The organism is Streptococcus mitis, from assembly GCF_009496205.1.
GTDB lineage: Bacteria > Bacillota > Bacilli > Lactobacillales > Streptococcaceae > Streptococcus > Streptococcus mitis_BN.
In genome coordinates, this window is sequence record NZ_WIJO01000023.1 from 1 (window position 1) to 15621 (window position 15621).

The following is a 15621-nucleotide window of genomic DNA, read 5'->3' on the forward strand; positions in this document are numbered from 1 at the left end:
GTTTTCTCAACAATAGTATACCCGTTTTTCTTGTATTGTGCTAGCCAATTAAGAAGTATCGTACGACTTGGGAGGCCGTATTCAAGAGAAACTCTATCTTTAGTCCAGCCTTCATGTAAGACTTTATTAATCATTTCTTGCTTTAAATCAGGAGAATAGTAACGATTTTTTCCTTTTTTGACGAACTCTATTCCGTAACGATCAATCAATTTAATCATGTACCTAATATTAGAATTATTTATCCCAAATTTATTTGAAAGCTTCTCTAAGCTATATCCTTGTTTTCTAAGTTCATAGATCTGAACTTTATCATCATAAGTTAATTTCATAATAAAAACACCCCAAAAGTTAGATTTTTTCTGTCTAACTTTTGGGGTGCAGTTCACTTAATATGATAGGCTTTTTAATGTTAGATTAACGTACTGTACGGATACGCATTGTATTTGTACGAACAGCTTCTCCAAGTGGTACACCAGCTACGATAACGATATCGTCACCAGATTTTACAAGACCTGCTTCAACTGCTTTACGTTCAGCAATTTCGAACATATCATCAGTTGATGATGGAGCATCTGTCAACATTGGGATAACACCCCAGTTCAACATCAATCCACGTTCTGTCAATTCGTCGAATGTCAATGCCAAGATGTCAGCATTTGGACGGTATTTAGAGATCAAACGTGCAGTGTGACCTGTCTTAGTAAGAGTTACAACCAATTTAATGTCCATTGAGTTAGTAGCATCTTTAACAGCTGAAGCCATTACTTCTGTCTTAGAGTTACGTTCGAATGAATCTGAGTTCAAACGTCCATATTCGTTAAGAAGAGTTTGAGCGTTCTTGTCGATTGTAGCCATTGTAGTTACTGACTCAAGTGGGTATTTACCATTTGCAGACTCACCTGAAAGCATTGTAGCGTCAGTTCCGTCTATAACAGCGTTAAATACGTCTGATACTTCTGAACGAGTTGCACGTGGTTTTTCAGTCATTGTTTCAAGCATGTTTGTTGCAGTGATAACAACTTTACCTGCAGCATTGACTTTAGTGATAATCATTTTTTGGTAAACTGGAACCATTTCGAATGGTACTTCGATACCCATGTCACCACGAGCGATCATGATACCATCAGCAGCTTCGATGATTTCATCCAAGTTATCGATACCTTGTTGGTTTTCGATTTTAGCGAACAATTGAACATGTCCATTTCCAGTTTCTTCACAGATTGCACGAACTTCGTTAACGTCTTTAGCAGTACGTACGAATGAAATCGCGATGAAGTTGATACCTTGTTCAAGACCGAAGCGGATATCATCGTTATCACGATCAGCAAGAGCTGGGAAAGGAATTTTAGTGTTAGGGATGTTAACACCTTTTTGTTTAGCAATTACGCCATCGTTTTCAACTTCAACTTCAAATTCACGAGTTGCATCATCTTTAGCAACCACACGAAGACCAAGTTTACCATCGTCAACCAAAACTTGACGACCAACTTCAACATCATCATAGATATCAAGAGCACCAGCAACGTTCAATGCAATCACATCACGAGTTGATTTGATTCCTTGTTTAGTTGCAACACGGATTTTCTCACCAGTTTTGTATGAATACTCTTTAGCTTCACCTTCGAACAATTCTGTACGGATTTCTGGTCCTTTTGTATCAAGAAGGAAACCAACTTTTTTACCTGCAAGTTTTTCTGCAAGTTTAACAGTTGCCATACGCTCACCTTGTTCTTGGTGGTCACCGTGTGAGAAGTTGAAACGGAATGTGTTAGCACCAGCTTCAATCAATTTGGCAATGTTTTTAGCTGAAGCTTCAACATCAAGTTTTTCACCCCAGTATCCGTCATCACCAAATTTTTTACCACCACGGATTTCTACCGCAGGTCCCAAAGTTGCAACGATTTTTACACGTTTATTCATGATTTTTGTGACTCCTTTATATATGACCTTTTTGGTCTTATTAACTAAATTATAAATTATGACAAGCTCTTATTCAAGCTAGATAGCTCAAGGTCAGCCTTGTGTGGGTTGTTAACCACAATCTTACCATCTGCAGTAAGGCTAAACAATGCTCCTTCTTCTGCAGTTCCAAGAATTGGGTTTTCAACCATTTTCTCGTTACGGATACCAACCGCAACACCACCGATACCTTCTTTAAGAAGTTTAACAGCATGTGCACCCATACGTGATGCCAAAACACGGTCACGCGCAGTTGGAGAACCACCACGTTGAATATGTCCAAGTTCTGTCACACGAAGGTCACTTGTGTCTCCAGCTTCTTTTAGTTTTTGACCAAATTCAGCCGCTGACATCACACCTTCAGCCAAGACGATGATATTGTGTTTTTTACCACACTCATAACCACATTTAATGCTTTCTACGATATCTTCAATCTTGAAGCCTTCTTCAGGAATGATGATTTCATCAGCACCAGTTGCGATACCTGCCCAAAGAGCGATATCACCTGCGTTACGTCCCATAACTTCGATAACAAAAGTACGACGGTGACTTGATGACGTATCACGAATCTTATCGATAGCGTCCATAGCAGTCGTAACCGCTGTATCAAAACCGATTGTGAAGTCAGTACCAACGATATCGTTATCGATTGTACCTGGAAGACCGATAGCTGGGAAGCCATGTTCAGTCAAACGCATAGCACCGTGGTAAGATCCGTCACCACCGATAACAACTACACCTTCGATTCCGTGTTTTTTCAATTGCTCAATCCCTTTAAGTTGCCCTTCAAGTTGAGCGAACTCTGGATAACGAGCTGAGTGAAGGAAAGTACCACCACGAGAAATGATGTCTCCTACTGAAGCTGCATCTAGGGGATGAATTTCACCAGCAACCATACCAGCATATCCATCATAGATACCAAATACTTCCATTCCTTCTGAAATTGCTTGACGAACAACTGCGCGGATGGCAGCGTTCATACCAGGGGCGTCTCCACCACTAGTCAAAACAGCAATACGTTTCATATTGGTTATGCTCCTTTTTCTTTTAACATTCTTACTGATTATACCACATTTACGTTGAAAATTCTTCTATTTTCCGTAATTTTAGCGATAAATCGTTTTCATAACTATTCCATTCAATTTCGCTTCTAATTCAGTGGATTTAGCTACAAAATGATGGGGAGAAACAATTGTTCTCTGTTCCTCTTCATACCTTATGATGACTGGGATTGGGCCTTTATACTGGTCTAAAATACGTGACATCTCTTGATCCGAGTCATGATTTTTTACCTGTATCCAAAAGCGTTCAGCAACTGCTTCTCTTATTTCTTGTGCAATCATTTGCAGACGACCATCACGTGACTGGATTTTTCCTTTTATATAGTAGAAGGCTCCCTCTTTTATTTCCTGCCCAACCTGACGATATAAGTCTGAAAAGAGAGTGACATCCAATTTTTTCTTACTATCATCTACCTGTAAGAAAGCCATGTTTTCGCCCTTTTTGGTACGAATTACTTTTATTTTCTGAACTTCAACCAATATAATTGAGTGACTATTTTCTGACAAATTTCCGATTGGTGTAATTGGGTAAATAGCCTTACTTGCAATAGCTTGCAGTGGGTGTTTGCTAACACCTATCCCTAAAAGCTCTTGTTCCATATAGAATTTTTCTTGTTCCGTCCAATCTTCCGACTCCTGCCAACTATAAATAGTATCTCCAAACAAACTTCCTAACACTTTCACAAATTCAAATAGATTAGCTAAATTATTGAATACTTTTTGACGATTTTTTTCAAATGAATCGAAAAGACCAACTTTTACCAAAGGTTCCAGCAAAGGAAGTTTCAAATAATTCTCAGGTAGTTTAGCTAAAAAATCTTCGATGTTAGAATAGGGTCGATGTTCGATAATCCAAAGCGCCAAATCCTTGCTGAGCCCCTTAATCGATTTCAAACCTAGATAGATAGACTTGTTGGCAATTTTATCGTGATAGGGAATAGTATTGATGGACAATGGGGCTACTTTAAAACCTACTTCTAAGGCATCTGTTACATAATCACTGTTGGCAGAATTCAGCATAATCTGATAAAAAATGGCTGGATAATGTGTTTTGAAATAAGCCAACTGGAAGGCCAAGGCTGAGTATGCATAGGCATGTGACCTGTTAAAACCATAACCTGCAAACTTTTCCATAACATCAAAGACCTGCTCTGCCTTTTCCGCAGTATGACCTACTTTTAATGCTCCCTGAATAAAGGAAGCCCTCATCTCATGCATAGCAGAGGCATCCTTTTTTCCCATAGCCCGACGCAAAATATCGGCCTTCCCAAGACTAAATCCAGCAAATCGCTGAGCAACCTGCATAACCTGCTCCTGATAGAGCATAATGCCGTAGGTTGGAGCCAAAATATCCTCCAGCACTGGATCCAGAACCGTCACTCCTTCTTGCCCATGCTTTCTAGCTACAAAATTATTGATATAATCACTAGCACCTGGTCGATTTAGGGAAGTAGTTGCTACAACATCTTCAAAACAGACTGGTTGAACACGCTTGAGTAGGCGAATGGCACCAGGTTGTTCAAATTGAAAGATACCTTTTGTATTTCCAGAGGCAAAAAGAGCTAGCGTTTCTTTATCTTCCAAATCGATTTCTTCAATTTTCAAGTGAATATCTTCTGTTTCAGCAAGCAACTCTTGCATTTTCTGGACAAAGGTCAAATTTCGTAGCCCCAGAAAATCCATCTTCAAAAGTCCACTTGCTTCAACTCCATGAGCATCATATTGAGTCAGTGGAATTTCGTCACCATGCTTTAGTGGGATATAGTCTGTCAAATCTTGGTCACTGATTACAACACCAGCTGCATGGACAGATGTTTGTCTTGGATATCCCTCAATCTTGCAGGCAATTTCAAAGGCTTTTTGGTATTCTAACTTACTATTGATTTGCTGACGAAACTGGAGATTCCCCTCATAGGCCGACTTGAGATTATCACGAAAACTGATTTTCTTAGTAATTGCGGATAATTCATACTCTGGAACACCAAAGCGTTTCAAGACATCACGCAGAGCCTGTTTGGCTCCAAAGGTAGAAAAGGTAACGATTTGAGCCGCATGTTTACTACCATATTTATTGCCAACATACCTGATAAAATCTGGACGATATATATCTGGGATATCAATATCAATATCAGGCATGGTATAGCGTTCACGATTGAGAAAACGTTCAAAAATCAGATTTTTCTCTACTGGGTCAATCCCTGTGATGTCTAAGGCATAGGAAACCAAGCTGCCTACTGCAGAACCCCGTCCCATTCCCATATAATAGCCATTCGAACGTCCAAAACGCAACAAATCCCAAACAACCAAGAAATAATCATCAAAGCCCATATCATGAATAACAGCCAATTCTTGGTCTAGACGATCTTGATATTCTTTACCAGTTAACCCCTTCTGAGCAAGCCCCAGTTCAGCGCGTTCTCTCAACTCTTCTACTGCTGGTCTAGCTGGGTTAAAACGAGGCAATTTTAGACTAGTATCCAAGTCATAAGAAATACCTAAAATAAGCTTTTCTAAGTTTTCCAAGGCTTGAGGAAAACGTTCTTGGAATAGTTTCTCTAAAGAACTTGCCGATATAAAGACATCTTGTCGTGAACGCAAAGGAACTTCTCTGAGCGGTAGATTTTCTTTAATCGCTGTTAATACTTGAAGAACTTCTCTATCCTTACTTTCAAAGGCATTGACCCGATAAAGTGGCAAAATAGGATGATGAAATTCGCTTGCCAGTGTTTCTGGGTAAACACCAATATAATAATCACAGCCTAGATTTAGCGACTCCAGTCCATCAAAATAAGGCACAATGACCGCAATATCCTCTAGGTACTGAGATAAAACTGACCAAGTTTTCTCCCCCTGCATCTTGGTTGTAGAAAGTTTCATCAACTGCTGATAGCCCACACTAGATAAAGCTAAAAAGCGCAGATTCACATCCTTATCATCTACAAGCACATTCATTTCAAGCCCTAACAAAGGATGAATGCCGTATTTTTTTGTAACCTCTAGAAAGTCGAAAGCCCCATAAAGATTGTCAATGTCCATCATAGCCAGATGAGTGTATCCATAGTCTTTTGCTGCTCTCACATACTTGTCGATCGAAATGACGCTCTCCATAAAACTATAGACTGTTTTTGTATCTAGTTGTGCGATCAATTTACACTTCTCCTCTATCATTCTCACTATATTATACCATTTTCTTTAAATTTCTATTAGTATTACTGATGCTTTAATGTCTAATAGCTCAAATCATAGTTGACTAGACGATCCTTGCCCGATTTTCAACAGCATAGCTAATATTTTTGTATTTAAGCTTATCATTTTACATGTTTATTTCATAAATACTATTTTTTCTTTCTGCTCATTTCTTTTGATTTTTATAGTTTCTTTTCTCTCTATTTTTTGATATAATAACCTTAATAAATTTCAATAAAAGGAGATTTTATGCGTTTTAATCAATTTAGCTATTTAGCGCTACCTAGAGATAGAATTATCTTTGAATTAAAAAAGTATGGATTTGATTTACCAGTCAATATTACAAATAAAAAAATGCTTGAGGCGTTTCTTATTCGTTTCTTTTTTAATTATAAAGATAATGCCTATCCTCTATCCAGTTTGGCAGTTGATAAAGAAACTGACTTACTGACTTTTTTTCAGTCAGACAAAGAGTTGACTGCGGATATTTTCTACACTCTAGCCTTTCAACTTCTAGGCTTTTCTTATTTGGTTGACTTCGAAGACAGTGATATTTTTCGTAAAGAGACTGGATTTCCCATTGTGTATGGTGACTTGATTGAAAATCTCTATCAGTTGCTCAATACTCGAACCAAAAAGGGAAATACTCTTATCGACCAACTTGTCAGCGACGGTCTTATTCCGGAGGATAATGACTACCACTACTTTAACGGCAAGAGTTTAGCAACTTTTTCCAGTCATGATGCTATTCGAGAAGTGGTCTACGTTGAGTCTCGTGTTGATACTGACCAAAAAGGTCTACCAGACTTAGTCAAAGTCAGCATTATTCGTCCTCGTTATGATGGACAAATCGCTGCTATCATGACAGCTAGTCCCTACCATCAGGGAACAAATGACAAGGCGAGCGACAAGGCTCTCTACAAGATGGAGGGCGAGCTTGAGGTCAAACCTGCTCACAAGATTGAGCTAGAAGAACCTCAACTAAATCTCGTCCAACCTCAAGGCCAAGCTGAGCTTGTGTCAGAAGCTGAGGAAAGGCTAACGCACATCAACGCTAGTTATACACTCAACGACTACTTCCTCCCACGAGGTTTTGCTAATCTCTATGTTTCAGGTGTTGGTACTAAAGACTCTACTGGTTTCATGACTAATGGGGACTACCAGCAAATCGAGGCTTATAAAAATGTCATCGACTGGCTCAATGGTCGTTGCCGTGCCTTTACCGACCACACGCGCCAACGTCAAGTCAAGGCTGACTGGTCAAATGGAAAAGTAGCCACAACTGGACTTTCCTATCTAGGTACCATGTCAAATGGTCTTGCTACTACAGGCGTCGATGGTTTAGAAGTCATCATTGCCGAGGCAGGAATTTCATCATGGTACAACTACTATCGTGAAAACGGTCTGGTGACCAGCCCAGGTGGTTATCCAGGTGAGGACTTTGACTCCCTTGCTGAGTTAACCTATTCTCGTAATCTCTTGGCTGGCGACTATACCCGTGGCAATGAAGCTCACCAAAGTGACTTAGAAAAAGTAAAAGAGCAGTTAGATCGCAAAACTGGTGACTATAACCAGTTTTGGCATGACCGCAACTATCTGCTCAATGCTAATAAAGTAAAGGCAGAGGTTGTCTTTACCCACGGTTCTCAGGATTGGAATGTCAAACCACTTCATGTTTACCAGATGTTCCATGCTCTTCCTAATCATATAAACAAGCACCTCTTTTTCCATAATGGCGCACATGTTTACATGAACAACTGGCAGTCCATTGACTTCCGTGAGTCCATGAATGCTTTGTTGACAAAGAAATTACTGGGACAGGATACAGATTTCCAACTTCCTACTGTTATCTGGCAGGACAATACAGCCCCTCAGACTTGGTTATCAATTGATAACTTCGGTCAGCAAGAGAACTCTGAAACCTTCTCACTTGGTCAAGAAGAGCAGGTTATTCAAAACCAGTACTCAGATGAGGATTTTGAGCGTTATGGTAAGACCTACCAGACCTTCAATACAGAACTCTATCAAGGGAAAGCCAATCAAATTACTATTGACCTTCCTTTGACTAAAGACATTCACTTGAACGGTCGCGCTCAACTCAATCTTCGTATCAAATCCAGTACAAACAAGGGGCTTTTATCTGCTCAACTACTGGAACTTGGACAAAAGAAATACCTACAACCTTATCCAGCTATTTTAAGTGCTAAAACCATTGATAATGGACGCTACCACATGTTAGAAAATCTCTGTGAATTGCCATTTAGACCAAATGCACAACGAGTCGTGACAAAAGGCTACCTCAATTTACAGAATAGAAATGATTTACTGTTAGTCGAGGATATCACTGCAGATGAATGGATGGATGTGCAATTTGAACTGCAACCAACTATTTACAAGCTAAAAGAAGGAGATACTCTTCGTTTAGTCCTTTATACTACTGACTTTGAAATCACCATACGTGACAATACCGCTTACCACCTGACTGTTGATCTTGAACAGTCTACACTTATCTTACCTTGTCAAAAGGTATAATGTAACAGACATTCAGTATGGAAAAATCTCCACTTGAATAGTCTAACGAAACATAAATTTGGTATCAAATCCTGTCCAAAGAACAGATTATACTACCCCAGCTGCTGAACCTTGGACAAATGATACTAACACCCCTAACCAACATGTGTAACCCTCTATCATACACGCTACCACACCGCATGTTGGATAATCTCTGTGAATTACCTTTGATTGTAAATTCACAACAAGCCGTGACAAAATGCTACCCTAATTAAATGATTCACTGTCAGTAAAGAACAGCAATGTAGATGAAGGGATAGATATCCAATTCAACTGCACCCAACTAGTGACAAGTTAAAAGAGGGAGATTTTCTCCATTTAGTCTTATACTACTGACTTTGAAATCATCATACGTGACAATACCGCTTACCACCCGACTGACGATTTCGTTCAGTCCACGCTTTCTGTACCTAGTACAAGGAGTAACATTTTATGAATAAATCTGAACACCGACACCAACTCATACGCGCTCTTGTTGCAAAAAACAAGATTCATACACAGGCTGAGTTGCAAGCCCTTCTTGCTGATAATGACATTCAAGTTACCCAGGCAACTCTCTCACGCGACATCAAAAATATGAACCTGTCAAAAGTTCGAGAAGAGGATAACTCTTACTACGTGCTTAATACAGGTTCTATCTCAAAATGGGAAAAACGTCTCGAACTCTACATGGAAGACGCCCTTGTCTTGATGCGCCCAGTTCAACACCAAGTCCTACTAAAAACCCTTCCTGGACTGGCTCAATCATTTGGTTCTATCATTGATGCTTTGAGTTTCCCTGACGCTATCGCTACCCTCTGTGGTGATGATGTCTGTCTTGTCATCTGTGAAGATGCAGAAGCTGCTCAACATTGCTTTGAAGATCTGAAAAAATTCGCCCCACCATTTTTCTTTGGTGAATAGCAAAATCCCGTGTCCTGATGAGGCACGGAATTTTGTTATATTCTTTACTGAGATGGATTTTCTTTTTTAGTTCGTGCTAATCTCAGAGCACGATTTGGATTGAGACGATTAAATAGTTCTTCCAATTTCTTTTCATTCCAAACATCTGCGGCGGAAACAAAATTGCCATCCACATCTCGGAAAGATATCGGTTTATCTCCCATACCAGTCTCCTAGTCTACAAATTCAAACTCAAATTTACCAATGCGGACCAAATCGCCATCTTTAGCACCACGAGCACGAAGGGCTTCATCAATCCCCATACCACGTAATTGACGGGCAAATTTCATGACTGATTCGTCACGATCAAAGTTGGTCATATTGAAGAGTTTCATGAGTTTTTCACCAGAAAGTACCCACGTTGCATCGTCATCACGACTAATTTCAAAGGCTTTTTCTTCCTCGTCAAATCCATAGTAAGCTTCTTCTTCCATATCTGACTCGTCGTAGAGCAAGAATTCTGGTGTCTTGTCTAGCAATTCAGCTGTAGCATCCAAAAGCGTTGCTAGACCTTGCTTGGTCAAACCAGATATTGGGAAGATAGCTGGTAACTCTTCAAATTCATCATAGTTTTCAGCTAATTTTTTCTTGAATTCTTCAAGATTTTCCTGACTCTCAGGCATATCCATCTTATTGGCTACAATAATCTGTGGACGCTCCATGAGACGAAGATTGTATGACTCCAGCTCTTTATTGATGGCAAGATAATCCTCATATGGATCACGGCCTTCGCTAGCTGACATATCAATGATGTGAAGGATAACACGTGTACGCTCAATGTGACGGAGGAACTGAGTTCCTAGACCAACACCTTGACTAGCCCCTTCAATCAAACCTGGTAAATCAGCTACTGCAAAGGATTCACCTGATTGGGTACGAACCATTCCTAGATTTGGCACAATAGTCGTAAAATGGTAGGCACCAATTTTAGGTTTAGCAGATGTGATAACACTTAAAAGTGTTGATTTCCCTACTGATGGGAATCCTACTAAACCGACATCTGCCAAAATTTTTAGTTCTAATTGTAATTCACGCTCCTGACCTGGTTCTCCATTTTCAGAGATTTCCGGTGCAGGATTTTTTGGTGTCGCAAAGCGGATATTTCCACGACCACCACGACCACCGTGGGCTACAATAAATTCTTGACCGTGTTCAATCAAATCTGTCAAGACCTTGCCTGTCTCAGCATCACGCACAGTCGTACCTTGTGGCACTCGAACTCTAAGGTCCTCAGCTCCACGACCATGCATCCCTTTGGTCATTCCTTTCTCACCAGAATCAGCCTTGAAATGGCGATTATAGCGGAAATCCATGAGGGTACGTAGACCTTCGTCTACAACGAAGACGACATTCCCTCCACGACCACCGTCACCACCCCAAGGACCGCCATTAGGGACATATTTTTCACGGCGAAAGGCAACCATGCCATCACCACCATTACCAGCCTTGACCTTAATCTTGGCTGTATCTAAAAACATACTCATTTTTTCTTCTCACTTTAAAAAAGGGCTGGGAAATCCCAGTCACTAAATTTTCTTGAATCTATTTTATAGATTACTGAGGGCACCAATTGCAGTTGCAAAAATTCCCAATAAACTTGCTACTAGCATGATAATCACGATAAACAAGGTTATTTTCTCAAACATAGTTTTTTTACGATTTCCATTATCTCCAAATGCCATTTTTCTCTCCTTCGTTACATTCTATTTTCTATTATCTTAGCATGAATTCAGCTAGTTTTCAATAGTCAGTTGATACAGGTGCTATAATCCATAAAATGATATAAGCTACAATCCCAGCTCCGTAACAGCAAGCAAGAACACCCCATATTACGCGAACGATAGTTGGATCCATATCAAGATAATGGGCCACTCCGGCACAAACACCCGCAATCTTTTTATCAAGACTACTTCTCATTAATTGTTTTTTCATGGCTGTTCCTCTTTCTATTCCTCATGGTCTTTCCAATAATCTCTTATGCTGATTAACTGCGTTTTTGAAGCCTTCAGCATGCGTCTAGAGCCTTTTACGGGCACAGCAACCACCTGTTGGGGTAGATACAAAACTGTCTTAAAGATACGCTGACTGACCGTATCATCTTTAGCCAAATCTTTCTGGAAGTTATTTGAAATGATGGCATCCAGATAAAACTCATGCACTCGTTTCCCAAAGTTCTCAGCTGAAATCTCGTACAACTTCTCTGATAAAGTATGCTCATTCATATCTGGCGTTGCAATCAAGGCTTCTAAAATAGCTCCAGCTAAATCATGTTCACCGTAATACAAGGTTCCAAACATTTTATCACTGATGAGATTGTCCAGATAAGGATTTCCATGAGCAATGACAGGCGTTCCACTGGCTAAGCTTTCCAAGTAGGTCAAACCTTGCGTTTCACTTGTTGATGCTGAAATGAAGAAATCTGCTGCCTTATAATAAAGAGCGGTCTCGCTAGGAGCAATCATCCCTGTAAAGATGACTGAGTCTTGAATCTCTAGTTTCTTGGCTTGCTCTTTGAGGTCATCCAGATAAGGACCATCCCCAGCTACCACCAGTTTAACCTTGTCTTCTTCTTTCAGAACTTCTGCAAAGGCTGCTAAAACTGCTTGAATATTTTTTTCATAGGAAATCCTAGAAAGACTAAGCAACATCTGTTCATCATCTTGAATTCCTAATTTACTACGTAGTTCTTTTAGATTTTCTTGCTGGATTTCTGGACGCTCAAACTTGGCTAATTCAATCCCAGTCGGAATGACCCGTTTTTCCACCTTAACCTTATAGTTAGATAGCAAATCACGGACAATCTCACTCGGGCAAATAACCCCATCCACGTCATGAAGGAAACCTCTGACTAGGTACTTGACCATACTCGGACGAATCAGCATCCCCTTAGCAATATAATGCACATAGTCTTCGTACTGAGTGTGATAGGTATGGATAACTGGAATCTTCAATTCACGCGCAATCCAAATCCCCAACAAGCCAAGAGAAAATTCTGTCTGAGTATGGATAATATCTAACTGATACTGTTTGGCAATTTCAAGCGCCTTGCTAAAGCCTCGATAGGCAAAGCGGCGATCTTTAAATGCAAAGAAGGGAACACTTGGAATGCGGATAATTTGCCAATCTTCATAACGATTGACATCCTTATCTGTCGTCGTAAAGATAAAAACAGCGTGCCCCTGCTTTTCAAGCTCTGTTTTCAAGGTTCGAATACTGGTCGCAACACCTGAAACCTGAGGAAAATAAGTATCTGTAAATAAACCAATTCGCATAGATTACCTCACTTTTTATTTTCTCCCTAAAGCCGCTTGTTTCTCATAAAAGTCTAACCAGATTTGTAACAGATGCTCTTCTGAATACTCTCTAGAAATATTCTTAGCTTTTTCTTTCAAATCTTTTAAAGCATCAGGATTCGCTTGATATTCCAGAATAGCTTCTTTCATCTCTTCTCTATCTGCTGTCGCCCGATAATTGCCCTCCAAAATCACCTTATAAAGATCCAAATCACGCAACATAATAGGAGCTTCACAACTGGCAGCTTCTAGGATAGTCATAGGAAAGAGTTCATTGTAACTAGGCAACAAGAAAAGGTCCGCTAGGGCATACAATTCACGCATTCGCTCTGGTGACACAATACCTGGAAAAATCAAATTTTTAGGGGGATTCTCCATGATTTTCTTGTAACGTTCATAACCATCTGTCATACCACCAAAAGAGAAACCACCTGCCCAGATAAAGGTAATTTGCGGCAATTCCTCAGCCAGACGGATAAAATCGTCAATCCCTTTGCGTTTCTGAACTTGACCAGCACCTACTACGATAAACTGATTGTCACTAAGACCTAGCTCTGTACGCAGTCTCGCTACCTCTTCCAGTGGAAGAGGATGCCATTTTTCCTTGTTTACAAAGTTAGGAATATAAGTCACTTTTTCACGTGGAATACCAGCTGCCACCAAATCCTCAATAAACATCGGATTGACCACAACCAAGTGCTCCATCCGGTTGTAAAAAGAAAATACATAGCGTTTCACAATTCCCTTTAAGAAAAATGGAATTTTCAAACTCCCCTCAAGTGTATCAGGCAAGAAATGCACATAGCCAATTTTCCTTCCTGAGCGTTTCTTTTGGAATGTTGATAAATAATAGGGGAAATCAATTGTATGAAAGTGAGTCACATCTGCCTCTATTGGAAGATTTTCTGTAACAATCAATTGGTCCTTGGCATCACGGTGAAGAAGACGAACTAATTCACGGTAGGCACCTGAAACTCCTTGTCCTGCTACTTTCTCACTTGAACTCAACATATTGATGCGTAATTTCTTTTTTTCCATAACTACTATTATATCATTTTCTTTGAATAAAATCAGCAAAAGAAAGGAGAGACTAGAGGAAAAGAAGAGGAAATTTCCTCGCTTTTCCAATAATCTCTCACATGCTTTTATTTGTTTACTTAATGCCTAGGGCAATGCGTGCATAGCGACTCATTTTTTCAACAGTCCAGGCTGGATACCAAACTAATTTGACCTCAGTATCCGTTACTTCTGGCACCTCTGTCATGGCATCATAAATCTGGTCTGTCAAAAGATCTGCCAGGGGACAACCCATAGTTGTCAACGTCATATCAATCTCTGTTTGCCCTGTGTCGCCGTCAAAACGAATCTCATAAATCAAACCAAGATTGACAATATCGATTCCCAACTCAGGGTCAATCACTTCTTCCAAGGCTGATAAAATTCGTGTTTTGATGTTTTCAATTTGCTCTTCTGTATAAGCCATATTCATCCTCACTCTTAGTCTTCAATAAAATCACGAAGCGGTTTGCTGCGACTTGGTTGGCGTAGTTTTCTCAAAGCTTTAGCTTCAATCTGACGGATACGCTCGCGAGTCACGTTAAAGACTTTACCAACATCTTCAAGGGTACGCATTTTACCATCATCTAGCCCAAAACGCAGACGCAAAACATTTTCTTCACGGTCTGTAAGAGTATCCAAGACCTCATCCAACTGCTCACGCAAGACAATACGAGTTGTATAGTCCACTGGATTTTCAATCACTTCATCTTCGATAAAGTCCCCAAGGTGGCTATCATCCTCTTCACCGATTGGAGTTTCAAGGGATACCGGTTCTTGGGCAATCTTCAAGATTTCACGAACCTTATCAGGTGTCATATCCATTCGTTCAGCGATTTGTTCTGGTGTTGGATCTTGCCCCAATTCTTGAAGAAGGTTACGCTGTTCACGAACAAGCTTGTTAATCGTTTCAACCATGTGGACTGGGATACGAATAGTACGAGCTTGATCCGCAATAGCACGAGTGATAGCCTGACGAATCCACCAAGTTGCGTAAGTTGAAAACTTGAAGCCTTTAGAATAGTCAAACTTGTCAACCGCCTTCATCAAGCCCATGTTCCCTTCTTGAATCAAGTCAAGGAACTGCATACCACGGCCGACATAGCGTTTAGCAATAGAAACAACCAAACGAAGGTTGGCTTCCGCAAGACGTTGTTTGGCTTCGATATCACCCGCTTCAACAGCTAGTGCCAATTCTTTTTCCTCTTCATTGGTCAAGAGAGGAACGACTCCGATTTCTTTCAAGTACATACGAACAGGGTCATTGACCTTAGCCGAAGTTGAACCAATCAAGTCCTCATCGCTGAGTTCTGGCTCTTCTTCAGTACTAAGAACACGCGCACTCGGATTTCCTTCGTTATCTGTGATAGAAATCCCTGCATCCTGAATTCGCTGCAAGAGATCTTCAATCCCATCAGCATCCAAGGTAAAAGGAATCACCAGACTTGCATTAATTTCATCATCAGTTGCTGTCCCTTTTTGTTTATGATTACGGATAAATTCTGCTACTTGTACATCAAATGTTGTTACTTCTTTTTGTTTTGTTGCCATTA

General features: G+C 40.1%; 14 protein-coding genes. 2 read left to right on the forward strand and 12 right to left on the reverse strand.

The features are described 5' to 3' along the window. The 4 genes from GEZ85_RS05255 to GEZ85_RS05270 all read right to left on the reverse strand — a co-directional run. Positions 1 to 329 (reverse strand): transposase (locus GEZ85_RS05255; protein ID WP_194251518.1); only part of this gene is annotated, 329 nt, incomplete at its 3' end. Between the two features lie 85 nt (positions 330 to 414). After that, positions 415 to 1920 carry a pyruvate kinase gene (gene pyk, locus GEZ85_RS05260; RefSeq protein ID WP_153209688.1) on the reverse strand — a complete coding sequence of 502 codons (1506 nt, stop codon included), beginning with the start codon at positions 1918 to 1920 and terminating at the stop codon, positions 415 to 417. 56 nt (positions 1921 to 1976) lie between these two features. Continuing rightward, the gene (gene pfkA / locus GEZ85_RS05265; RefSeq protein ID WP_000820863.1) at positions 1977 to 2984 is read right to left on the reverse strand and encodes a 6-phosphofructokinase; all 1008 of its coding nucleotides are present in this window, start codon (positions 2982 to 2984) and stop codon (positions 1977 to 1979) included. 81 nt (positions 2985 to 3065) lie between these two features. Beyond that, positions 3066 to 6167: a DNA polymerase III subunit alpha gene (locus GEZ85_RS05270; RefSeq protein ID WP_194251519.1), complete on the reverse strand. Its 3102-nt coding sequence runs from the start codon at positions 6165 to 6167 to the stop codon at positions 3066 to 3068. 288 nt (positions 6168 to 6455) lie between these two features. On the opposite strand from GEZ85_RS05270, the gene GEZ85_RS05275 reads away from it, so the two are divergent. Both GEZ85_RS05275 and GEZ85_RS05280 read left to right on the forward strand, forming a co-directional pair. Further along, on the forward strand, positions 6456 to 8738 hold the full coding sequence (locus GEZ85_RS05275) for a Xaa-Pro dipeptidyl-peptidase (RefSeq protein ID WP_153209690.1): 2283 nt from the start codon (positions 6456 to 6458) through the stop codon (positions 8736 to 8738). Positions 8739 to 9209: 471 nt separating this feature from the next. After that, positions 9210 to 9680: an arginine repressor gene (locus tag GEZ85_RS05280; protein ID WP_153209691.1), complete on the forward strand. Its 471-nt coding sequence runs from the start codon at positions 9210 to 9212 to the stop codon at positions 9678 to 9680. Positions 9681 to 9724: 44 nt separating this feature from the next. On the opposite strand, the gene GEZ85_RS05285 is transcribed toward GEZ85_RS05280, so the two are convergent. The 8 genes from GEZ85_RS05285 to rpoD all read right to left on the reverse strand — a co-directional run bounded on the left by GEZ85_RS05285 (position 9725) and on the right by rpoD (position 15619). Then, positions 9725 to 9883 carry a hypothetical protein gene (locus GEZ85_RS05285; RefSeq protein WP_049546460.1) on the reverse strand — a complete coding sequence of 53 codons (159 nt, stop codon included), beginning with the start codon at positions 9881 to 9883 and terminating at the stop codon, positions 9725 to 9727. Positions 9884 to 9892: 9 nt separating this feature from the next. After that, on the reverse strand, positions 9893 to 11203 hold the full coding sequence (obgE, locus tag GEZ85_RS05290; RefSeq protein ID WP_083996404.1) for a GTPase ObgE: 1311 nt from the start codon (positions 11201 to 11203) through the stop codon (positions 9893 to 9895). A 63-nt stretch (positions 11204 to 11266) separates the two neighbouring features. Continuing rightward, entirely contained in the window at positions 11267 to 11401 is a 135-nt protein-coding gene (locus tag GEZ85_RS05295) for a DUF4044 domain-containing protein (RefSeq protein ID WP_000863859.1), read from the reverse strand. Between the two features lie 58 nt (positions 11402 to 11459). Then, positions 11460 to 11636, reverse strand: coding sequence for a PspC domain-containing protein (locus GEZ85_RS05300; RefSeq protein ID WP_153209692.1), 177 nt, complete (start codon positions 11634 to 11636; stop codon positions 11460 to 11462). A gap of 29 nt (positions 11637 to 11665) precedes the next feature. Continuing rightward, positions 11666 to 12991 (reverse strand): glycosyltransferase family 4 protein, encoded by a 1326-nt coding sequence (locus GEZ85_RS05305; protein ID WP_153209693.1) that lies wholly within the window; start codon positions 12989 to 12991, stop codon positions 11666 to 11668. A 15-nt stretch (positions 12992 to 13006) separates the two neighbouring features. Then, on the reverse strand, positions 13007 to 14050 hold the full coding sequence (gene cpoA, locus GEZ85_RS05310; RefSeq protein WP_228112203.1) for an alpha-galactosylglucosyldiacylglycerol synthase: 1044 nt from the start codon (positions 14048 to 14050) through the stop codon (positions 13007 to 13009). Positions 14051 to 14165: 115 nt separating this feature from the next. Further along, positions 14166 to 14495 (reverse strand): metal-sulfur cluster assembly factor, encoded by a 330-nt coding sequence (locus tag GEZ85_RS05315; protein WP_000331925.1) that lies wholly within the window; start codon positions 14493 to 14495, stop codon positions 14166 to 14168. Between the two features lie 14 nt (positions 14496 to 14509). Beyond that, positions 14510 to 15619 (reverse strand): RNA polymerase sigma factor RpoD, encoded by a 1110-nt coding sequence (gene rpoD, locus GEZ85_RS05320; RefSeq protein ID WP_000201903.1) that lies wholly within the window; start codon positions 15617 to 15619, stop codon positions 14510 to 14512. Between the last annotated feature and the right edge of the window lie 2 nt (positions 15620 to 15621).

Bases quoted from the DNA above. Each gene is read 5' to 3' on its own strand.
- pyk (WP_153209688.1), bottom strand. From the start codon at position 1,920: ATGAATAAACGTGTAAAAATCGTTGCAACTTTGGGACCTGCGGTAGAA.
- pfkA (WP_000820863.1), bottom strand. From the start codon at position 2,984: ATGAAACGTATTGCTGTTTTGACTAGTGGTGGAGACGCCCCTGGTATG.
- GEZ85_RS05275 (WP_153209690.1), top strand. From the start codon at position 6,456: ATGCGTTTTAATCAATTTAGCTATTTAGCGCTACCTAGAGATAGAATT.
- GEZ85_RS05280 (WP_153209691.1), top strand. From the start codon at position 9,210: ATGAATAAATCTGAACACCGACACCAACTCATACGCGCTCTTGTTGCA.
- GEZ85_RS05285 (WP_049546460.1), bottom strand. From the start codon at position 9,883: ATGGGAGATAAACCGATATCTTTCCGAGATGTGGATGGCAATTTTGTT.
- obgE (WP_083996404.1), bottom strand. From the start codon at position 11,203: ATGAGTATGTTTTTAGATACAGCCAAGATTAAGGTCAAGGCTGGTAAT.
- GEZ85_RS05295 (WP_000863859.1), bottom strand. From the start codon at position 11,401: ATGGCATTTGGAGATAATGGAAATCGTAAAAAAACTATGTTTGAGAAA.
- GEZ85_RS05300 (WP_153209692.1), bottom strand. From the start codon at position 11,636: ATGAGAAGTAGTCTTGATAAAAAGATTGCGGGTGTTTGTGCCGGAGTG.
- GEZ85_RS05305 (WP_153209693.1), bottom strand. From the start codon at position 12,991: ATGCGAATTGGTTTATTTACAGATACTTATTTTCCTCAGGTTTCAGGT.
- cpoA (WP_228112203.1), bottom strand. From the start codon at position 14,050: ATGGAAAAAAAGAAATTACGCATCAATATGTTGAGTTCAAGTGAGAAA.
- GEZ85_RS05315 (WP_000331925.1), bottom strand. From the start codon at position 14,495: ATGGCTTATACAGAAGAGCAAATTGAAAACATCAAAACACGAATTTTA.
- rpoD (WP_000201903.1), bottom strand. From the start codon at position 15,619: ATGGCAACAAAACAAAAAGAAGTAACAACATTTGATGTACAAGTAGCA.